Origin of the sequence: Streptomyces sp. f51, from assembly GCF_037940415.1 — a bacterium.
Taxonomy (GTDB): Bacteria; Actinomycetota; Actinomycetes; order Streptomycetales; family Streptomycetaceae; genus Streptomyces.
Genome location: NZ_CP149798.1, coordinates 3,292,848 through 3,309,640 on the forward strand (window position 1 = coordinate 3,292,848; position 16,793 = coordinate 3,309,640).

Consider the following 16,793-nt stretch of genomic DNA (forward strand, 5'->3'; position numbering starts at 1 on the left):
TCCCCCGTTCCCCCCGGTTCACCGGGAAGCCGTGTCAGCTGAGCGTGCCCAGCGCCGCCGCGTCGTAGGGGGCCAGCTCGTCGAAGCGGCCGGCCAGGACCTTCGCGGCCCACTCCGGGTCCTGGAGCAGCGCGCGGCCGACGGCGACGAGGTCGAACTCGTCCCGCTCCATGCGGTCGAGGAGGTCGTCGATGCCCTTGACCGGGGAGCCCTCGCCGACGAACGCCTTGATGAAGTCGCCGTCCAGGCCGACCGAGCCGACGGTGATGGTCGGCTTGCCCGTCAGCTTCTTCGTCCAGCCGGCGAGGTTCAGGTCGGAGCCGTCGAACTCGGGCACCCAGTAGCGGCGCGTGGAGGCGTGGAAGGAGTCCACTCCGGCGGCGGCGAGCGGGGCGAGGATCGCCTCCAGCTCTTCCGGGGTCTCCGCGAGCCGGGCGTCGTAGGCCTGCTGCTTCCACTGCGAGTAGCGGAAGATGACCGGGAACTCGGGCGAGACGGCCGCCCGCACCGCGGCGACGATCTCCGCCGAGAACTTCGTACGGGCCACCGGGTCGCCGCCGTAGGCGTCCTCGCGCCGGTTGGTGCCGGCCCAGTGGAACTGGTCGAGCAGGTAGCCGTGGGCGCCGTGCAGCTCGACCCCGTCGAAGCCGATGCGCTCGGCGTCGGCGGCGGCCTTGGCGAACGCCTCGATGACGTCGTCGAGGTCCTGCTGGGTCATGGACTTGCCGGTGACCTGGGCGCCGTCCTTGTAGAGGCCGGAGGGGCCGACGGGCGGGGCGTCCGCGATGGGCGGCTCGCCCGCCTTGCGGACCATGCCTATGTGCCACAGCTGCGGGACGATCGTGCCGCCCGCCGTGTGCACGGCGTCGGCGACCTTCGCCCAGCTGGCGAGCTGGTCCTCTCCGTGGAAGCGCGGCACGTCGTCGCTCTGGCCGGCCGAGTCGTGGCCGACGTACGTGCCCTCGGTCACGATGAGACCGACACCCGCGGCGGCGCGGCGGGAGTAGTAGCCGACCACGTTCTCCCCCGGGACACCGCCCGGCGAGAACATCCGGGTCATCGGGGCCATGGCGATCCGGTTCGGGACGGTCAGGCCGTTGATGGAGACGGGACGGGACAGGATCTCGGCGGCGCGGGACGCGGCGTCAGCGGTCACGTGGGGGCTCCTCGAAGAGGTGGTCGGTATGACGTCGAGCGGTCTGCGAGGCAGGAGATTCCGTACGGTATGTGCACGTGCATCGACTGCTCGTCAGCGTCAACCGACGTACCGGGCGCGGCATTCCGCGGTGCCCGCGCGGGCCGCTGTGATCCGGGCCACGCCCAGCCCCCGGCGTACTCGCGTCCGCCGCCGGAGCCGGGCCGGGGAACGCCCGAGGGCGGCACCCTCCCCTGGGGGAAGGTGCCGCCCTCGGAACGTCAGGACGGTGATCGACCGGGGTCGATCAGAAGTCCATGTCACCGCCCGGCATGCCGCCCGGAGCGGCCGCGGAGGCCTTCTCCGGCTTGTCGGCGATGACGGCCTCGGTGGTCAGGAACAGCGCGGCGATGGAGGCGGCGTTCTGAAGAGCGGAACGGGTCACCTTCGCCGGGTCGATGATGCCTTCGGCGATCATGTCGACGTACTCGCCGGTCGCGGCGTTCAGGCCGTGGCCGACGGGAAGGTTGCGCACCTTCTCGACGATGACGCCACCCTCCAGGCCACCGTTGACGGCGATCTGCTTGAGCGGGGCCTCAAGGGCCAGACGCACGGCGTTGGCGCCGGTCGCCTCGTCGCCCGTGAGCTCCAGCTTCTCGAAGACCGAGGAGGCCTGGAGCAGGGCCACGCCACCACCGGCGACGATGCCCTCCTCGACGGCCGCCTTCGCGTTGCGAACGGCGTCCTCGATGCGGTGCTTGCGCTCCTTGAGCTCGACCTCGGTGGCGGCACCGGCCTTGATGACGGCCACGCCGCCGGCCAGCTTCGCCAGACGCTCCTGGAGCTTCTCGCGGTCGTAGTCCGAGTCCGAGTTCTCGATCTCGGCACGGATCTGGTTCACACGGCCGGCGACCTGGTCGGCGGAGCCGGAGCCGTCGACGATCGTGGTCTCGTCCTTGGTGATGACGACCTTGCGGGCGCGGCCCAGCAGGTCCAGACCCGCGTTCTCCAGCTTGAGGCCGACCTCCTCGGAGATGACCTCGCCGCCCGTGAGGATGGCGATGTCGCCGAGCATGGCCTTGCGGCGGTCACCGAAGCCCGGGGCCTTGACGGCGACGGACTTGAAGGTGCCACGGATCTTGTTGACGACCAGGGTCGACAGGGCCTCGCCCTCGACGTCCTCGGCGATGATCAGCAGCGGCTTGCCCGACTGCATGACCTTCTCCAGGAGCGGGAGCAGGTCCTTGACGGAACCGATCTTGGAGTTGGCGATCAGGATGTACGGGTCGTCGAGCGACGCCTCCATACGCTCCATGTCGGTGGCGAAGTACGCCGAGATGTAGCCCTTGTCGAAGCGCATACCCTCGGTGAGCTCCAGCTCCAGACCGAAGGTCTGGGACTCCTCGACGGTGATGACGCCTTCCTTGCCGACCTTGTCCATCGCCTCGGCGATGAGCTCGCCGATCTGGGTGTCGGCGGCGGAGATGGAGGCCGTGGAAGCGATCTGCTCCTTGGTCTCGACATCCTTCGCCTGCTCGAGCAGGGCACCGGAGACGGCCTCGACGGCCTTCTCGATACCGCGCTTGAGCGCCATCGGGTTGGCGCCGGCGGCGACGTTGCGCAGGCCCTCGCGGACGAGCGCCTGGGCGAGGACGGTCGCCGTGGTCGTACCGTCACCGGCGACGTCGTCCGTCTTCTTGGCGACTTCCTTGACCAGCTCGGCGCCGATCTTCTCGTACGGGTCCTCGAGCTCGATCTCCTTGGCGATGGAAACACCATCGTTGGTGATCGTGGGCGCGCCCCACTTCTTCTCGAGGACGACGTTACGGCCCTTGGGGCCGAGGGTGACCTTGACGGCGTCGGCGAGCTGGTTCATCCCGCGCTCGAGACCGCGCCGTGCCTCCTCGTCGAACGCGATGATCTTGGCCATGTGAAGTGGTCCTCCCGGACGGGGTGGATTGCTCCGGATCGCGCCCGCGCCCGCGACGGACGGCCCTCGAACCCTGTGGTTCCTTGCCCCACAGGCCCGTGAGCCTCGCCGGCCCGATCCAAGTTCTGTCACTCTCACTGGGAGAGTGCTAACGCCAATGATTAGCACTCGACCCCGCCGAGTGCAAGGTGCGCTCGCGAAGCGAGCCCCCTGGAAGCCTCCGGGGAACGCACGAGGGGCCCGCATCCCTGGTGGGATGCGGGCCCCTCGTGCGTGAGTTGAGTCGCTGGTCGTTCGCGCCCGGATCAGACGGCGAGTTTGACCATGTCCGCCTGCGGACCCTTCTGGCCCTGCGAGATCTCGAACTCCACTCGCTGACCCTCTTCAAGGGTGCGGTAGCCGTCCATCTGAATCGCGCTGTAGTGCACGAAGACGTCCGCACCACCGTCGACCGCGATGAAGCCGTACCCCTTCTCCGCGTTGAACCACTTGACGGTGCCCTGAGCCATGCCTAACTCCCCTATTACTGGCCCTTGCACAGATCCGCACTTCGCGGATCCGGGTCAGACCTCACCCCCCAAACGGTTGGGGGTGTGCGCCGGAACGCGTCGACCGCGGCTGAATGTATCTGTCCAACTGCCCTCTGCAACAGGTCAGTCGGACGAGAATTCTGGGCATGGCCGATCAATGATTTGCGGAGATTACGCGAGGATCCGGGGCAAGTCGGGCCCCACAAATGCCATAAAATGCCCAAAAAGGCGAGCCACTTTGGCTACTTCTTGTCGGCGCTCGAACAGCAACTCATATGCGTCCGGCATGAAACCAACATCGAAAGCGAACGGGCTTCCCCAACTCTAGCGCGTTCAACCCTACAGAATTGCCCCCTCCGCTTGTCTCGCGGAGGGGGCAATTCTGTGAACGCGATGTGTTCGGCATTACCGAGGGTAACGATCAGCCTCCGGCGACGGCCGGAATGATGGAGACGCCGGACCCCGCCGGGGTCGCGGTTTCCAGGCCCTGCTCGAAGCGAACGTCGTCGTCGTTGACGTACACGTTGACGAAACGGCGCAGCTTGCCCTGGTCGTCCAGGACGCGCGCGGCGATGCCCGTGTGGTTCTTCTCCAGGTCGCCGATGACCTCGGCGAGGGTCGCGCCCTCGGCCGACACCTCGGCGGCGCCACCGGTGTAGGTGCGCAGGATGGTGGGGATGCGGACGTTGACGCTCATGATGCGAGGCCAGCCTCTCGGAAGGAGTCCAGGTTCGGGCGGATGGTCGCGGTCAGCCCGGTGTCGGAGGCCACCGCGTCCAGGGTCTTGAGGCCGTCGCCGGTGTTCAGCACGACGGTGGTCAGCGTCGGGTCGAGGAGACCGTTCTCGATGAGCTTGCGGGTGACACCGACGGTCACCCCGCCGGCGGTCTCCGCGAAGATGCCCTCGGTGCGCGCGAGCAGCTTGATCGCGTCCACGATCTGCCCGTCGTTCACGTCCTCCACCGCGCCGCCGGTGCGCCGCGCGATGTCCAGGACGTACGGTCCGTCCGCCGGGTTGCCGATGGCGAGCGACTTGGCGATGGTGTCCGGCTTCTGCGGCCGTACGACGTCGTGGCCGGCCTTGTAGGCGACGGAGACCGGGGAGCAGCCCTCGGCCTGGGCGCCGAAGATCTTGTACGGCCTGTCCTCGACCAGCCCGAGCCTGATCAGCTCCTGGAGTCCCTTGTCGATCTTCGTGAGCTGGGAGCCGGAGGCGATCGGCACGACCAGCTGGTCGGGGAGCCTCCAGCCGAGCTGCTCGCAGATCTCGTACGCCAGGGTCTTGGAGCCCTCGGCGTAGTACGGCCGCAGGTTGACGTTGACGAAGCCCCAGCCCTCGCCGGCCGGGTCGCCGATCAGCTCGGAGCAGAAACGGTTCACGTCGTCGTAGTTGCCCTCGATGCCGACGAGCTCGCCGCCGTAGACCGCGGCCATGACGACCTTGCCCTGCTCCAGGTCGTGCGGGATGAACACGCAGGAACGGAAGCCGGCGCGGGCCGCCGCGGCGCCCACCGCTCCGGCGAGGTTGCCGGTGGAGGAGCAGGAGAGGGTGGTGAAGCCGAAGGCGCGGGCCGCTTCGAGGGCCTGGGCGACCACGCGGTCCTTGAAGGAGTGCGTCGGGTTGCCCGAGTCGTCCTTGACGAAGAGCTTTCCGGCGTCGACACCCAGCTCACGGGCCAGGTTGTCGGCCTGGACGAGCTTGGTCCAGCCCGGGTTGATGTTCGGCTTGTCCGCCACGTCCGCGGGGACGGGCAGCAGCGGCGCGTAGCGCCAGATGTTCGCGGGTCCCGCTTCGATCCGCTTGCGGAGTTCCTCGGTGTCGTACGCCGAGAAGTCGTAGGCGATCTCGAGCGGGCCGAAACACTCCTCGCAGGCGAAGACCGGGCCGAGCGGGACGCGGTGTCCGCACTCGCGGCAGGAAAGCGCCGCGGCCGGGCCGAGATCCACCGAGTCGGCGGAGTTCGTGGTGCTTGCAACTGTCTGCGCAGCCATGGAGGCGAGGCCCTTTCTCCTCATCTTCCTCACGGCGCACTTCGCCGTGAGACGGATTTGGCACCTTCCCGAGCCGGGAGCCTCGCGACGCGATCGACATCGATCGGTACGAGACCGGCTGGAGGGTTGCCGGGGCTTCATCGGGCCGTATCCCTCTGCCCCTCTGGATGAGCGGTATTTGATTGTTGAACTGTTGAACGCGATACGCGCCGACGATCCAGGACATGCGATGGTCATGCGCGTTGTTCAAGACTGTAACCGAAGGCCAGGACAGTTGAGATAGTCGTCCGAACCGCGAGACGAGCCAATCGATCTGCCGCTGGCCGCAGCGGGCACGCCGATGAGAGCGTGTGATCAGACAGTGAGGAGCCGCAGACGGTGCTGAGAGAAGTCGAGAGCTGGCTGAGCACACGCTCCTGGTCCGTGACCGACCGCCCGCTCCACAAGCTCATGGCAGCCAAACGCATCACCGGCTCGACCGTCAGTGTCGTGCTGCCCGCGCTCAACGAGGAGGAGACGGTCGGCGAGATCGTCTCGATCATCCGCCACGACCTGATGCAGCAGGTGCCCCTCGTCGACGAGATCGTCGTCGTCGACTCCGGCTCGACGGACCGCACCTCCGCGGTCGCCGCCGCCGCGGGCGCGCGGGTCGTGCACCGCGACGACATCCTCCCGCGGATACCGGCCGTGCCCGGCAAGGGCGAGGTGCTGTGGCGCTCGCTCCTCGTGACGAGCGGGGACATCGTCTGTTTCGTCGACGCGGACCTCAGGGAGTTCTCGTCCGACTTCGTCTCGGGGATCGTGGGCCCACTGCTCACCGAGCCGGGCGTCGACCTCGTCAAGGCCATGTACGACCGCCCGATGGCCGGCGGCGGCGGACAGGGCGGCCGGGTCACCGAGCTGATGGCCCGCCCCCTGCTGAACATGCACTGGCCGCAGCTCGCGGGCTTCGTCCAGCCCCTCGGCGGCGAGTACGCGGCCCGCCGCTCGCTGCTCGAACAGCTCCCCTTCCCCGTCGGCTACGGCGTCGAGCTGGGCATGCTCGTCGACGCCCTGCACCTCGTGGGCCTCGACGCCCTCGCCCAGGTCGACGTCGGGGTGCGCAAGCACCGCCACCAGGACGGCCAGGCGCTCGGCCGCATGGCCGCCGCGATCTACCGCACCGCGCAGCTCCGGCTCGCCCGCGGCCATCTGATCCGCCCCTCCCTCACCCAGTTCGAACGCGACCGGGACGGTTTCCGGCCGCGCACCTACTCCGTGGACACCGAGGAAAGGCCGCCGATGACCGAAATCTCCGAGTACCAGACGCGCAGAGCCGCGTAGTCCGGCGCCCGCGGCCGCGCATCGCATACGGCCGAAGGGCGCGTTTGAGCGTTTCGAGACGGGGCTAGGTTTCGAGGCATGGCTTCAATGCATGGTGCCCACAGGATCCTGGTCGCCTCCAACCGCGGCCCGGTCACCTACGAGGTACGGGAGGACGGCTCGCTGCACGCCCGGCGCGGCGGCGGCGGACTCGTCTCGGGCCTCTCGGCGATCGGGCCGGACGCGGGCGCCCTGTGGGTCTGCTCGGCCCTCGGCGACGGCGACCGGGAGGCGGTCGGGCGCGGGGTGGGCGAGGACGGCGTACGGATGCTCGCCATCGACGCGGACACGCACGCCGACGCGTACAACGGCATCGCCAACTCCGTGCTGTGGTTCGTCCACCACATGCTGTACCAGACCCCGCTGGAGCCGGTCTTCGACGCGGAGTTCCGGCGCCAGTGGGAGTCGTACCGCGCCTACAACCGGGCCTTCGCCGAGGCGCTGGCCGAGGACGCGGCCGAGGGCGCGGCCGTGCTGGTCCAGGACTACCACCTGTGCCTGGTGCCCGGGATGCTCCGCGAGCTGCGCCCCGACCTGCGCATCGGCCACTTCTCCCACACCCCCTGGGCACCCGAGGACTACTTCCGGATGCTCCCGGACGACATCCGCGCGGAGCTGATGGCGGGCATGCTCGGCGCCGACCGGGTGGCCTTCCTGACCTGGCGGTGGGCCACGGCGTTCATGCGCTGCGCGGAGCAGACCGAACCCGGCCGCTATGCCGCGCGGCCCTCGGGCGGTACCCCCGCGATCGAGCACCTGGACGGCGCCCGGCCGCCCGTGCGCGAGACCCGGGTCGGCGTGCACGGCCTCGGGGCGGACGCCGAGTTCCTGCGCGAGCGCTCGCACCGGGCGGACGTCGGGGAACGGATGGCCGCGCTGCGCGAGGAGATCGGCGCGGACCGCAGGACGATCGTGCGGGTCGACCGGACCGAGCTGTCGAAGAACATCGTCCGGGGGCTGCTGGCGTTCCGGCAGCTGCTCGACGACCACCCCGAGTGGCGCGAGCGGGTCGTCCACGTGGCCTTCGCCTATCCCTCGCGGCAGGACCTCGCGGTCTACCGGGACTACACGGCCGAGGTGCAGCGGCTCGCCGACGAGATCAACTCCGGGTACGGGACGCCCGGCTGGACCCCGGTGGTGCTGCATGTGAAGGACGACTTCGCGCGCTCGCTCGCCGCGTACCGGCTGGCCGACGTCGCCCTGGTCAACCCGATCAGGGACGGCATGAACCTCGTGGCCAAGGAGGTTCCGGTCGTCTCCGACGAGGGCTGCGCGCTGGTCCTGTCACGGGAGGCCGGGGCGTACGAGGAACTGGGCGAGGACGCGATCACCGTGAACCCGTACGACATCACGGGGACGGCACGGGCGCTCCACGAGGCACTCGGCATGCAGCCGGGGGAACGCGCGGAGCGCACCAAGCGCCTGGCCGCCGCGGCCACCGCGCTCCCCCCGGCCCAGTGGTTCCTGGACCAGCTCCATGCACTGGAGAGCTGAGGAGGAGCGGCGGGCGGCGGTCGCGGGTCCGGCCGGTGGGTGGGTCGGGGACGGGCCGGTGCATCAGCCCGTCGCCGTTGGATGAGGAGTGACTGTCGGTGGCGACGGGCATCGATGCACCGGCCCGCCCCCTCACGTCCCATTCCGGGTGCGGGTGCGTCGTCGTGACGGCGGGCCATCGATGCACCGGCCCGCCCCCTCGCGTCCCATTCCGGGTGCGGGTCCAGGGTCCAGACAGTTCCAGCCCCGGCCGGCGACGGTTCAGCCCCTCGGCCCGCCTTTCGGCCGCGGGGAGAATTCAGCCCCTCCGGCGTTTGAGGAGCGGGGTCCGGGGCGGAGCCCCGGGGGTGGCCCTCCCCCGGCCCGCCCTTTGAGTGCCGGGGAACATTCAGCCCCTCCGGCGATTGAGGAGCGGGGGTCCGGGGGCTGGCCCCCAGGTACGGGTCGGGTAGGGGCGGAGGGGGCGAAAACACGCCTGTTCCCGGCGCGGTCCGCCGGGCAACGAGCCCCCGGGTCAGCCGAGCGCGGCCGCGAGGGCGGCTAGGAGGCGGACGACCCCGGCGGGCCCGTCGACCACCAGGTCGGCGCGTTCGGCGAGCTCGGCGACCTCCGAGCTGCCGCTGCACACGAGCAGCCCCGGAACCCCGTCGGAGCGGAGCTTGTCGACGGCGGCGAAGGCGGGCAGGTCACCCAGGTCGTCCCCCGCGTAAAGGACGGCCTCGGCCCCGGCCTCCCGGACGTACTCCATGAGGGCGACGCCCTTGTCCATGCCCGGCGGGCGCAGCTCCAGGACCATGCGTCCGGGCTCGACGATCAGCCCGTGCCGGGCGGCGAGCTCACCCAGCGGCTCCCGCAACGCCTCGAACGCGGCCTGCGGATCGGCGGCGCGCCGGGTGTGCACGGCGACCGCCCGGCCCTTCTCCTCGATCCAGGTGCCCTGCCAGGCACCGATCCCGTCGAGGAATCCGGGCAGTTCGGCGCGGACGGCGGCGACACCGGGGTGCGGGGCGGGGGCCGTGACCGTGCCGCTCACCGCGTCCCAGCGCTCGGCGCCGTAGTGGCCGAGGACGACCAGGTGTTCCAGGCCCGGTACGCCCGCGAAGCCGCCGTGGCGCACGGCCACACCGGCCGGGCGGCCTGTGACCACGGCGACGGAGGCGACCTTGGGGGCGAGCGCGGCGAGCGCGGGGACCGCGTCGGGGTGCGCCCTGGCCCGGTCGGGGTCGGGGACGATGGGGGCGAGGGTGCCGTCGAAGTCGAGCGCGACGACCGTCCGGGCGGGGTGCGTGAGGATCGCTTCCAGAGCTTCGCGTCCGGCGGGGGTCACCGGGGCCGGCAAGGAGTCCTTGGATTCGGGGTGGCTGCCCATGCACCGACCCTATCCGTGCGACGCCGGACGCACCCCCCACTCCCGCCCGGCCGGGCGCCCCTCCCCCGGAATGCCCGGATCCCGCCCCACCAAGATGTTCTCTCGCCCCCTCCGCCCCTGCCCGACCCGTACGGGGGCGCTGCTCCCGGGGCCCCGCTCCTCGAACGCCGGAGGGGCCGGATCCTCACCTCTCCCCCCGGCGGGCCTCCCGTACGCGGCGGAGCCTGTTCACCGTCACCGGGTCGTGCGCCAGGGCGCGCGGGTCGTTCAGCAGCGCGTTGAGCAGTTGGTAGTAGCGGACCGGGGCCAGGCCCAGCTGTTCGCGTATGGCGCGCTCCTTGGCGCCGGGGCCGGGGAAACCGCGGCGCTCCAGGGCGAGAATGCTCCGTTCGCGCGCGGGCAGCTCTTCCATGGACAGCACGGTAGTCCCCGGCACCGACAGGCGCCGGGCCCGGGTCCGTGGCCACCGCGCGGCCGCCGTGCCCGGGCGCGGGTCTCGGAATGCGGAACACACGGTCTCCTATCCCGTGAGTGGACTAGACCTTTCCAGGGGTAAAGGGCGACACTGTCCCCCGTGAGACACGTCATCGCCCTCGATGTGGGCGGCACCGGGATGAAGGCCGCCCTCGTCGGGGTGGACAACGAGCCCTCCCCGGACCGCCCCGGCGCCCCGCGGCAGGCCCCCGGGCGCCCCGCGCTGCTGCACCAGGCCCGCCGCGCGACCGGCCGTGAGCGCGGGCCCGACGCCGTCGTCGAGGAGATCCTCGACTTCGCCGCCGAACTGCGCGCCCACGGCGAGGAGCACTTCGGCGAGAGCGCGGCGGCCGCCGGCGTCGCCGTCCCCGGCATCGTCGACTCCCAGGGCGGCATCGCGGTCTACGCGGCGAACCTCGGCTGGCGCGACGTCCCGCTGCGCAGGCTGCTCGGCGAGCGGCTCGGCGGCGTGCCCGTCGCGCTCGGCCACGACGTACGCACCGGCGGCCTCGCCGAGGGCCGGATCGGCGCGGGACAGGGAGCGGACCGCTTCCTGTTCGTGCCGCTGGGCACCGGCATCGCGGGCGCCATCGGCATCAACGGCGGTGTCGAGGAGGGCGCGCACGGCTTCGCCGGCGAGATCGGCCACATCGTCGTACGGCCCGGCGGGTCCCCGTGTCCGTGCGGGCAGCGCGGCTGTCTGGAGCGGTTCGCCTCCGCTGCGGCCGTCAGCCAGGCCTGGGCCGAGGCGTCCGGCGACCCCGGGGCGGACGCGGCGGACTGCGCCAAGGCCGTCGAGTCGGGCGACCCGAGGGCGGTGGCCGTCTGGCAGGAGGCGGTCGACGCGCTCGCCGACGGCCTGGTCACCGCGCTCACTCTCCTGGACCCGCGCACGCTGATCATCGGTGGCGGGCTCGCCGAAGCGGGGCAAACGTTGTTCACACCCCTGCGGGCCGCGGTCGAACGGCGTGTCACGTTCCAGAAGCTGCCGTCCATCGTCCCCGCCGCCCTCGGGGACACCGCCGGATGCCTCGGTGCCGGGCTCCTCGCCCGGGACCTCCTGAACTCCACTTCTACGACTCCCCGGAGGTAACCACCCGATGGCCCTTAGCAAGGTTCTCGCCGGCGCCCGGGTGGTACTGCCCACCGGGATCGTGCACGACGGCCGCGTGATCATCGACGGCGGCCGGATCGCCGCCGCGGGTGCCCCCGAGCCGCGGCCGGCCGAAGGCCACGGCGCGATCCCCGCGGACACGCCGGTGACCGACCTGTCCGGCCACTGGGTGGTCCCCGGCTTCGTGGACCTCCACAACCACGGCGGCGGCGGAGCGTCCTTCACCTCCGGAACCACCGAGGAGGTCCTGCGGGGCATCCACACCCACCGGCTGCACGGCACCACGACCGTCGTCGCCTCGACCGTCACCGGCGACATGCACGGACTCGCCGAGCGGGCCGGGATGCTCTCCGAGCTGGCCGAGCAGGGCGACCTCGCGGGCATCCACTTCGAGGGCCCGTTCATCTCGCCGTGCCGCAAGGGCGCCCACTCCGAGGAACTGCTGCGCGACCCGGACCCGGCGGACGTCCGCAAGCTGATCGACGCGGCCCGCGGCCGGGCCAGCATGGTCACGCTCGCCCCCGAACTGCCGGGCGGCCTCGACTCCGTACGGCTGCTCGCCGAGCACGGGGTGATCGCCGCGATCGGGCACACCGACGCGACGTACGAGCAGACGAAGGCGGCCATCGACGCGGGCGCGACCGTGGCGACGCACCTGTTCAACGCGATGCCGGCGCTCGGGCACCGGACGCCGGGTCCCATCGCCGCCCTCCTGGAGGACGAGCGGATCACGGTCGAGCTGATCAACGACGGCACGCATCTGCACCCCGCCTCGCTGGAGCTGGCCTTCCATCACGCGGGTCCCGGCCGGGTCGCGTTCATCACCGACGCGATGGACGCGGCGGGCTTCGGCGACGGCCGCTACATGCTCGGCCCGCTGGAGGTCGAGGTCGCGGACGGCGTCGCCCGCCTGGTGGAGGGCGGCTCGATCGCCGGCTCCACCCTGACCCTCGACCGCGCCTTCCAGCGCGCCGTCACGGTCGACCGGCTGCCCGTCGAGGACGTCGTGGCGGCCCTGTCCGCCAACCCCGCCCGCCTGCTGGGCCGCTACGACCGGGTGGGCTCGCTGGAGCCGGGCAAGGACGCGGACCTCGTGGTCCTCGACGCCGCCTTCGCGCTCAAGGGCGTGATGCGCGGCGGCGCATGGGTGGTCGATCCCCAACTGGGATGATTCACACCTTTGTTGCTTACGGCGGTTGGCCCGGGGGACTGGGCCGACCGCCGTTGTGTTTGACATGATCGAGCCTCCGGAAACCACCGGCGGGCACCGAGCGGCGCCCAGGTCACAGAACTCTTCGGGGGAGGTCGTCGCAGGTGATCCTCACGGTCACGCTGAACACCGCTCTCGACATCACCTATCGCGTACGGGCGCTGCGCCCGCACAGCACGCACCGGGTGGGCGAGGTGACCGAACGGCCGGGCGGCAAGGGCCTGAACGTGGGACGGGTGCTGGCCGCGCTCGGCCACGAGGTGACGGTCACCGGGTTCACCGGCGGCGCGACCGGGCGGACCGTGCGGGACCTGCTGGCCGAGTCGGCCGGGGTGGTGGACGCGCTGGTCCCGGTGGAGGGCTCGACGCGCCGCACGATAGCCGTGGTCGACACGACGACCGGTGACACGACCCAGCTCAACGAACCGGGTCCGGCGATAACCCCCGCCGAGTGGGCGGCCTTCCAGGAGACGTACGAGCATCTGCTGCGCTCCGCCTCGGCGGTGGCCCTGTGCGGCAGCCTGCCCCCGGGTGTCCCGGTCGGCGCCTACGCCCAACTCGTGCGCACCGCACGCGCGTTGGCCGTGCCGGTCCTGCTGGACACCAGCGGTGAACCGTTGCGCAGGGGGGTCGCGGCCCGCCCCGACGTCGTCAAGCCGAACGCCGAGGAACTGGCCGAACTCACCGGCTCCCACGAGCCGTTGCAGGCCACCCGCAACGCCCGGCGGCGCGGCGCGCACGCCGTGGTCGCCTCCCTCGGCGCGAACGGGCTGCTCGCCCACACACCCGAGGGCCACTGGCGGGCGACCCCGCCGGTGCGGGCCCACGGCAACCCGACGGGCGCGGGCGACTCCGCCGTCGCGGGTCTGCTGTCGGGGCTGGTGGAGAAGCTGGACTGGCCCGCGCGGCTCGCCCGCGCCGTCGCCCTGTCGGCGGCGACGGTGGCCGCTCCCGTGGCGGGCGAGTTCGACCGGGCCCTGTACGAGAGCCTGCTGACCCGCGTCACCATCACGACCGAGGCGACCGCGGCCTGACGCACGGCCGGCCGGCGCTGCGCGACGGGAACCGAGCCGGGGACGGACGGCAACCTGCCGGGGGCAGCCGAAAGCCCGGCCGCTCCGAAGAGCCGCCGGGCCTCGAAGGGACCTACTTCCAGCCTGATTCGAGCCAGAGCTGGTCGAAGTTCGCGTCGCACTGGTTGCCGTCCGCGCAGGAGATCTGGATGGTGTTGGTGCCCTTGTTGAGGGTGATGTCCGCCCAGGTGTTGGTCCACCCCTTCTCATAGTCGCCCTCCGCGGCCTGCGCGAAGTTCTTCATGTTGAGGGGGCGGTCCTGCGCCGTGCCGTTGACCGTGAGCGTGGCGTTGGCGTCCTTGCCGGGCACTCCGTAGTTGATCTCCAGCGTGTACTTGCCGGCCTTCGGGATGCCGCTGACGCTCCAGGTGATCGACGCGCCGACGTGGTTGAAGCCCGTGACGTAGACGCCGCCGTCCGCCTTGGCGCCCTTGACGTCCGACGCCGTGGTCACGCCCGCGCCCAGGTTCAGCGTCTTGGCGTCCGTCTTGGGGAGCTCGGCGGGCGTGTCGGCGCCCTTCGTCTCCGACTGGGTCGGGGAGGCGCTCTGGGCGGTCGAGGCGGTCGGACCCGCCTGGTCGCCCTTCTTGTCGCCGTCCCCGCCGCCCAGCATGGCGACGCTGATGCCGATGACGACCGCGGCGACCACGGCGACCGCGCCGATGAGAAGACCCTTGGTGTTCGGACCACGGCCGCGCCCGCCGCCGTCACCGTGACCGGGCATCGGCGTCCGCGCGGTCTGCGCGCCGCCGGGGACGGTCTCGGGGGCTCCGTAGTGGGCGTTCGGCTGGCCGTAACCGCCCTGCTGCGGCACCTGGCCGTACGGGGCGGTCGTCTGCTGGCCGTAGGTGCCCTGAGCGGTCTGCTGGCCGTACTTGCGCTCGCCGACCGCCCGCACCCGGTTGACCGAGCCCGGGTAGCCGTAGCCACCGCCTCCAGAGGGCGGCGTGGCTCCGTTGGCCTGACCGTCGGCGTACAGATAGCCGAACGGGTCGTCCTCCTCGGGCGTGCTCGCGCCGTTGTTGCCGGGCGTCATCCCTTGGTCTCCTCAGCGGGTGCGGTTCTGATGCGGTACACGAATGAATGGCGAGCCTACCCGGTTTCGCTCGGCCAAACGGGGGACCTTCACCGCATCGACGTACTGACCTGCGTCTTATCCGGCGCGCCGATGCTGTTTGGGACGAGAACGTTTCTCGACGTACATCCGTTCGTCAGCGGATTTCAACACCTCGTCCGCCGTCATCCCGCAGTGGGCCCATCCGATGCCGAAACTGGCGCCCACGCGGACGGCCCGCCCGTCGACCCTGATGGGAGGGATGATCGCGTTCCGCAGGCGGACGGCGAGGTCCTGCGCGTCCGCCCGGCCGAGGCCGTCGGCGAGCACGACGAACTCGTCGCCGCCGAGCCGGGCCACCGTGTCGCCGTCGCGGACCCCGTGGGTGAGGCGGCGGGCGACCTCGATGAGAACCTCGTCACCCGCGTTGTGTCCGAACCGGTCGTTGATCGACTTGAAGCCGTCGAGGTCGCAGAAGAGAACCGCGAGCCCCTTCGTGCCGTCGTCCGTCTCGCCCTCCGGGGCGACGGTGTGGACATGGTGGTCGAAGGCCTCGAACGCCTCCGCGCCGGCCCGGAAGTCGAAGCCGTGTCCGTTCCCGTCGTAGGCCGGGTGGCCGTCGTCGTAGTCGCCGGCGAGGTCCGTGTGCCCGTACGCCGCGTCCAGCGAGGCGACCGCGCCCGGCGGCAGGGACTGCGGGCGCCGGCACAGCCGGGCACCGAGCCGGGAGCGCAGCTCGGCGGAGTTGGGCAGGCCGGTGAGGGCGTCGTGCGAGGCGCGGTGCGCGAGCTGGAGCTCACGGCGCTTGCGGTCCTCTATGTCCTCGACGTGGGTGAGCAGGAAGCGCGGGCCGTCGGCGGCGTCCGCGACCACCGAGTTGCGCAGGTGGACCCAGACGTACGTGCCGTCGCGGCGCCCGAGCCGCAGCTCGGCCCGGCCGCCCTCGGCGGAGGTCCGCAGCAGGGTGCCGATGTCCTCGGGGTGCACGAGGTCGGAGAAGGAGTAGCGGCGCATCGCGGAGGCGGGACGGCCCAGGAGCCGGCACAGGGCGTCGTTGGTGCGCAGGATGCGGCCGTGCTGGTCGCCGCCCATCTCGGCGATCGCCATGCCGGAGGGGGCGTACTCGAAGGCCTGGCGGAAGGACTCCTCGCTGGCGCGCAGGGCCTGCTGCTCGCGTTCCAGGCGGACCAGGGCGCGCTGCATATTCGCGCGTAGACGGGCATTGCTGATCGCGATGGCGGCCTGGAAGGCGTACATCTGGAGGGCTTCGCGGCCCCAGGCGCCGGGCCTGCGGCCGTTGCGCGGCCGGTCCACCGACAGCACGCCGATCAGCTCGCCGTGGCCGCTGCCCGAGACGTTCGGGGTGTACATCGGCGCGAAGAGGCGGTCGGAGGGGTGCCACTCGTCCTCGAAGCGGGGCGCGGGGCCGTCGGTGTACCACTGCGGTACGTCGTCCTCGTCGAGGACCCAGCCCTCGGTGTGCGGTATGAACCGCAGGTCGCCCCACGACTCGCCCATGGTGAGCCGGCGCTCCCAGGAGGCGCGGGAGCCGACACGGCCGGTGATGAGGGCCTCGGCGGCGGAGTTCCCGGCGAGGGCGGCGACCACGAGGTCACCGTCGGGGCGGACGAGGTTGACGCAGGCCAGTTCGTAGCCGAGCCCGGTCACCACGCCGTCGGCGACGGTCTGAAGCGTGTCCGCCAGGCTCCGGGCGGTGTTCATGTCCGCCATCACCTGGTGCAGCTGCCGCAGGGTCGCAAGACGGACGTAGGGCTCCGACTCGGTCTCCATTCGCCCTCCCCTCGGGACCTCGCAGCAACTCTAGGGTTCCCTCGGCGTTCGGGCTCGTCGGTTCCCTGCTGACTCTCCGGCGCTCCCCCTGGAACCCCTTCACGCCGTACTGTTCGGCAGCTTCCCCGCATAGCGCCTCAGCCACTGAATCACAGCGCGCTCCCCACTCGGTACACAGGGTCAACAAAATATGGCTCCTGTGACTCAAGTCACAGCGTAACCTGAGCAATTGAGTGGAGTTTCTGCATTTCATTGTGCGTTTGCA

Annotated in this window: 14 protein-coding genes and 1 riboswitch; of the genes, 5 read left to right on the top strand and 9 right to left on the bottom strand. The window is 71.2% G+C overall.

Features of this window, described 5'->3' with window-relative positions:
• Positions 1-34: 34 nt before the first annotated feature.
• The 5 genes from WJM95_RS14365 to thrC all read right to left on the bottom strand — a co-directional run bounded on the left by WJM95_RS14365 (position 35) and on the right by thrC (position 5,587).
• A complete protein-coding gene (locus WJM95_RS14365; RefSeq protein ID WP_339130087.1) occupies positions 35-1,156 on the bottom strand; it encodes an NADH:flavin oxidoreductase in 1,122 nt (373 codons plus the stop codon).
• Positions 1,157-1,442: 286 nt separating this feature from the next.
• On the bottom strand, positions 1,443-3,065 hold the full coding sequence (gene groL / locus WJM95_RS14370; protein WP_339130088.1) for a chaperonin GroEL: 1,623 nt from the start codon (positions 3,063-3,065) through the stop codon (positions 1,443-1,445).
• 305 nt (positions 3,066-3,370) lie between these two features.
• Positions 3,371-3,574 (bottom strand): cold-shock protein, encoded by a 204-nt coding sequence (locus tag WJM95_RS14375; protein ID WP_005315736.1) that lies wholly within the window; start codon positions 3,572-3,574, stop codon positions 3,371-3,373.
• A gap of 442 nt (positions 3,575-4,016) precedes the next feature.
• Complete coding sequence (locus WJM95_RS14380) at positions 4,017-4,292, bottom strand: MoaD/ThiS family protein (protein ID WP_339130090.1); 276 nt, start codon at positions 4,290-4,292, stop codon at positions 4,017-4,019.
• A complete protein-coding gene (gene thrC / locus WJM95_RS14385; protein ID WP_339130091.1) occupies positions 4,289-5,587 on the bottom strand; it encodes a threonine synthase in 1,299 nt (432 codons plus the stop codon). The genes WJM95_RS14380 and thrC overlap by 4 nt, the downstream gene beginning before the upstream one ends.
• 17 nt (positions 5,588-5,604) lie before the next feature.
• Positions 5,605-5,761: riboswitch (SAM riboswitch) on the bottom strand.
• Positions 5,762-5,965: 204 nt separating this feature from the next.
• On the opposite strand from thrC, the gene WJM95_RS14390 reads away from it, so the two are divergent.
• Positions 5,966-6,910 (top strand): glucosyl-3-phosphoglycerate synthase, encoded by a 945-nt coding sequence (locus WJM95_RS14390; protein ID WP_339130092.1) that lies wholly within the window; start codon positions 5,966-5,968, stop codon positions 6,908-6,910.
• A 78-nt stretch (positions 6,911-6,988) separates the two neighbouring features.
• The gene (locus tag WJM95_RS14395) at positions 6,989-8,443 is read left to right on the top strand and encodes a trehalose-6-phosphate synthase (protein ID WP_339130093.1); all 1,455 of its coding nucleotides are present in this window, start codon (positions 6,989-6,991) and stop codon (positions 8,441-8,443) included.
• A gap of 514 nt (positions 8,444-8,957) precedes the next feature.
• Here WJM95_RS14395 and otsB read toward each other — a convergent pair.
• Positions 8,958-9,812 (bottom strand): trehalose-phosphatase, encoded by an 855-nt coding sequence (otsB, locus tag WJM95_RS14400; RefSeq protein WP_339130094.1) that lies wholly within the window; start codon positions 9,810-9,812, stop codon positions 8,958-8,960.
• Between the two features lie 184 nt (positions 9,813-9,996).
• Entirely contained in the window at positions 9,997-10,224 is a 228-nt protein-coding gene (locus tag WJM95_RS14405) for a DUF3263 domain-containing protein (protein ID WP_339130095.1), read from the bottom strand.
• A gap of 162 nt (positions 10,225-10,386) precedes the next feature.
• Between WJM95_RS14405 and WJM95_RS14410 the strand changes: the two genes are divergently transcribed.
• The 3 genes from WJM95_RS14410 (at position 10,387) to WJM95_RS14420 (ending at position 13,644) form a co-directional block, all read left to right on the top strand.
• Positions 10,387-11,379: an ROK family protein gene (locus tag WJM95_RS14410; protein ID WP_339130096.1), complete on the top strand. Its 993-nt coding sequence runs from the start codon at positions 10,387-10,389 to the stop codon at positions 11,377-11,379.
• A 7-nt stretch (positions 11,380-11,386) separates the two neighbouring features.
• Positions 11,387-12,571: an N-acetylglucosamine-6-phosphate deacetylase gene (nagA, locus tag WJM95_RS14415; protein WP_339130097.1), complete on the top strand. Its 1,185-nt coding sequence runs from the start codon at positions 11,387-11,389 to the stop codon at positions 12,569-12,571.
• 143 nt (positions 12,572-12,714) lie between these two features.
• The gene (locus tag WJM95_RS14420) at positions 12,715-13,644 is read left to right on the top strand and encodes a 1-phosphofructokinase family hexose kinase (RefSeq protein WP_339130098.1); all 930 of its coding nucleotides are present in this window, start codon (positions 12,715-12,717) and stop codon (positions 13,642-13,644) included.
• Positions 13,645-13,756: 112 nt separating this feature from the next.
• On the opposite strand, the gene WJM95_RS14425 is transcribed toward WJM95_RS14420, so the two are convergent.
• Positions 13,757-14,719 carry a CBM35 domain-containing protein gene (locus tag WJM95_RS14425; protein ID WP_339130099.1) on the bottom strand — a complete coding sequence of 321 codons (963 nt, stop codon included), beginning with the start codon at positions 14,717-14,719 and terminating at the stop codon, positions 13,757-13,759.
• 117 nt (positions 14,720-14,836) lie between these two features.
• Complete coding sequence (gene cdgB, locus WJM95_RS14430; RefSeq protein WP_339130101.1) at positions 14,837-16,528, bottom strand: diguanylate cyclase CdgB; 1,692 nt, start codon at positions 16,526-16,528, stop codon at positions 14,837-14,839.
• Between the last annotated feature and the right edge of the window lie 265 nt (positions 16,529-16,793).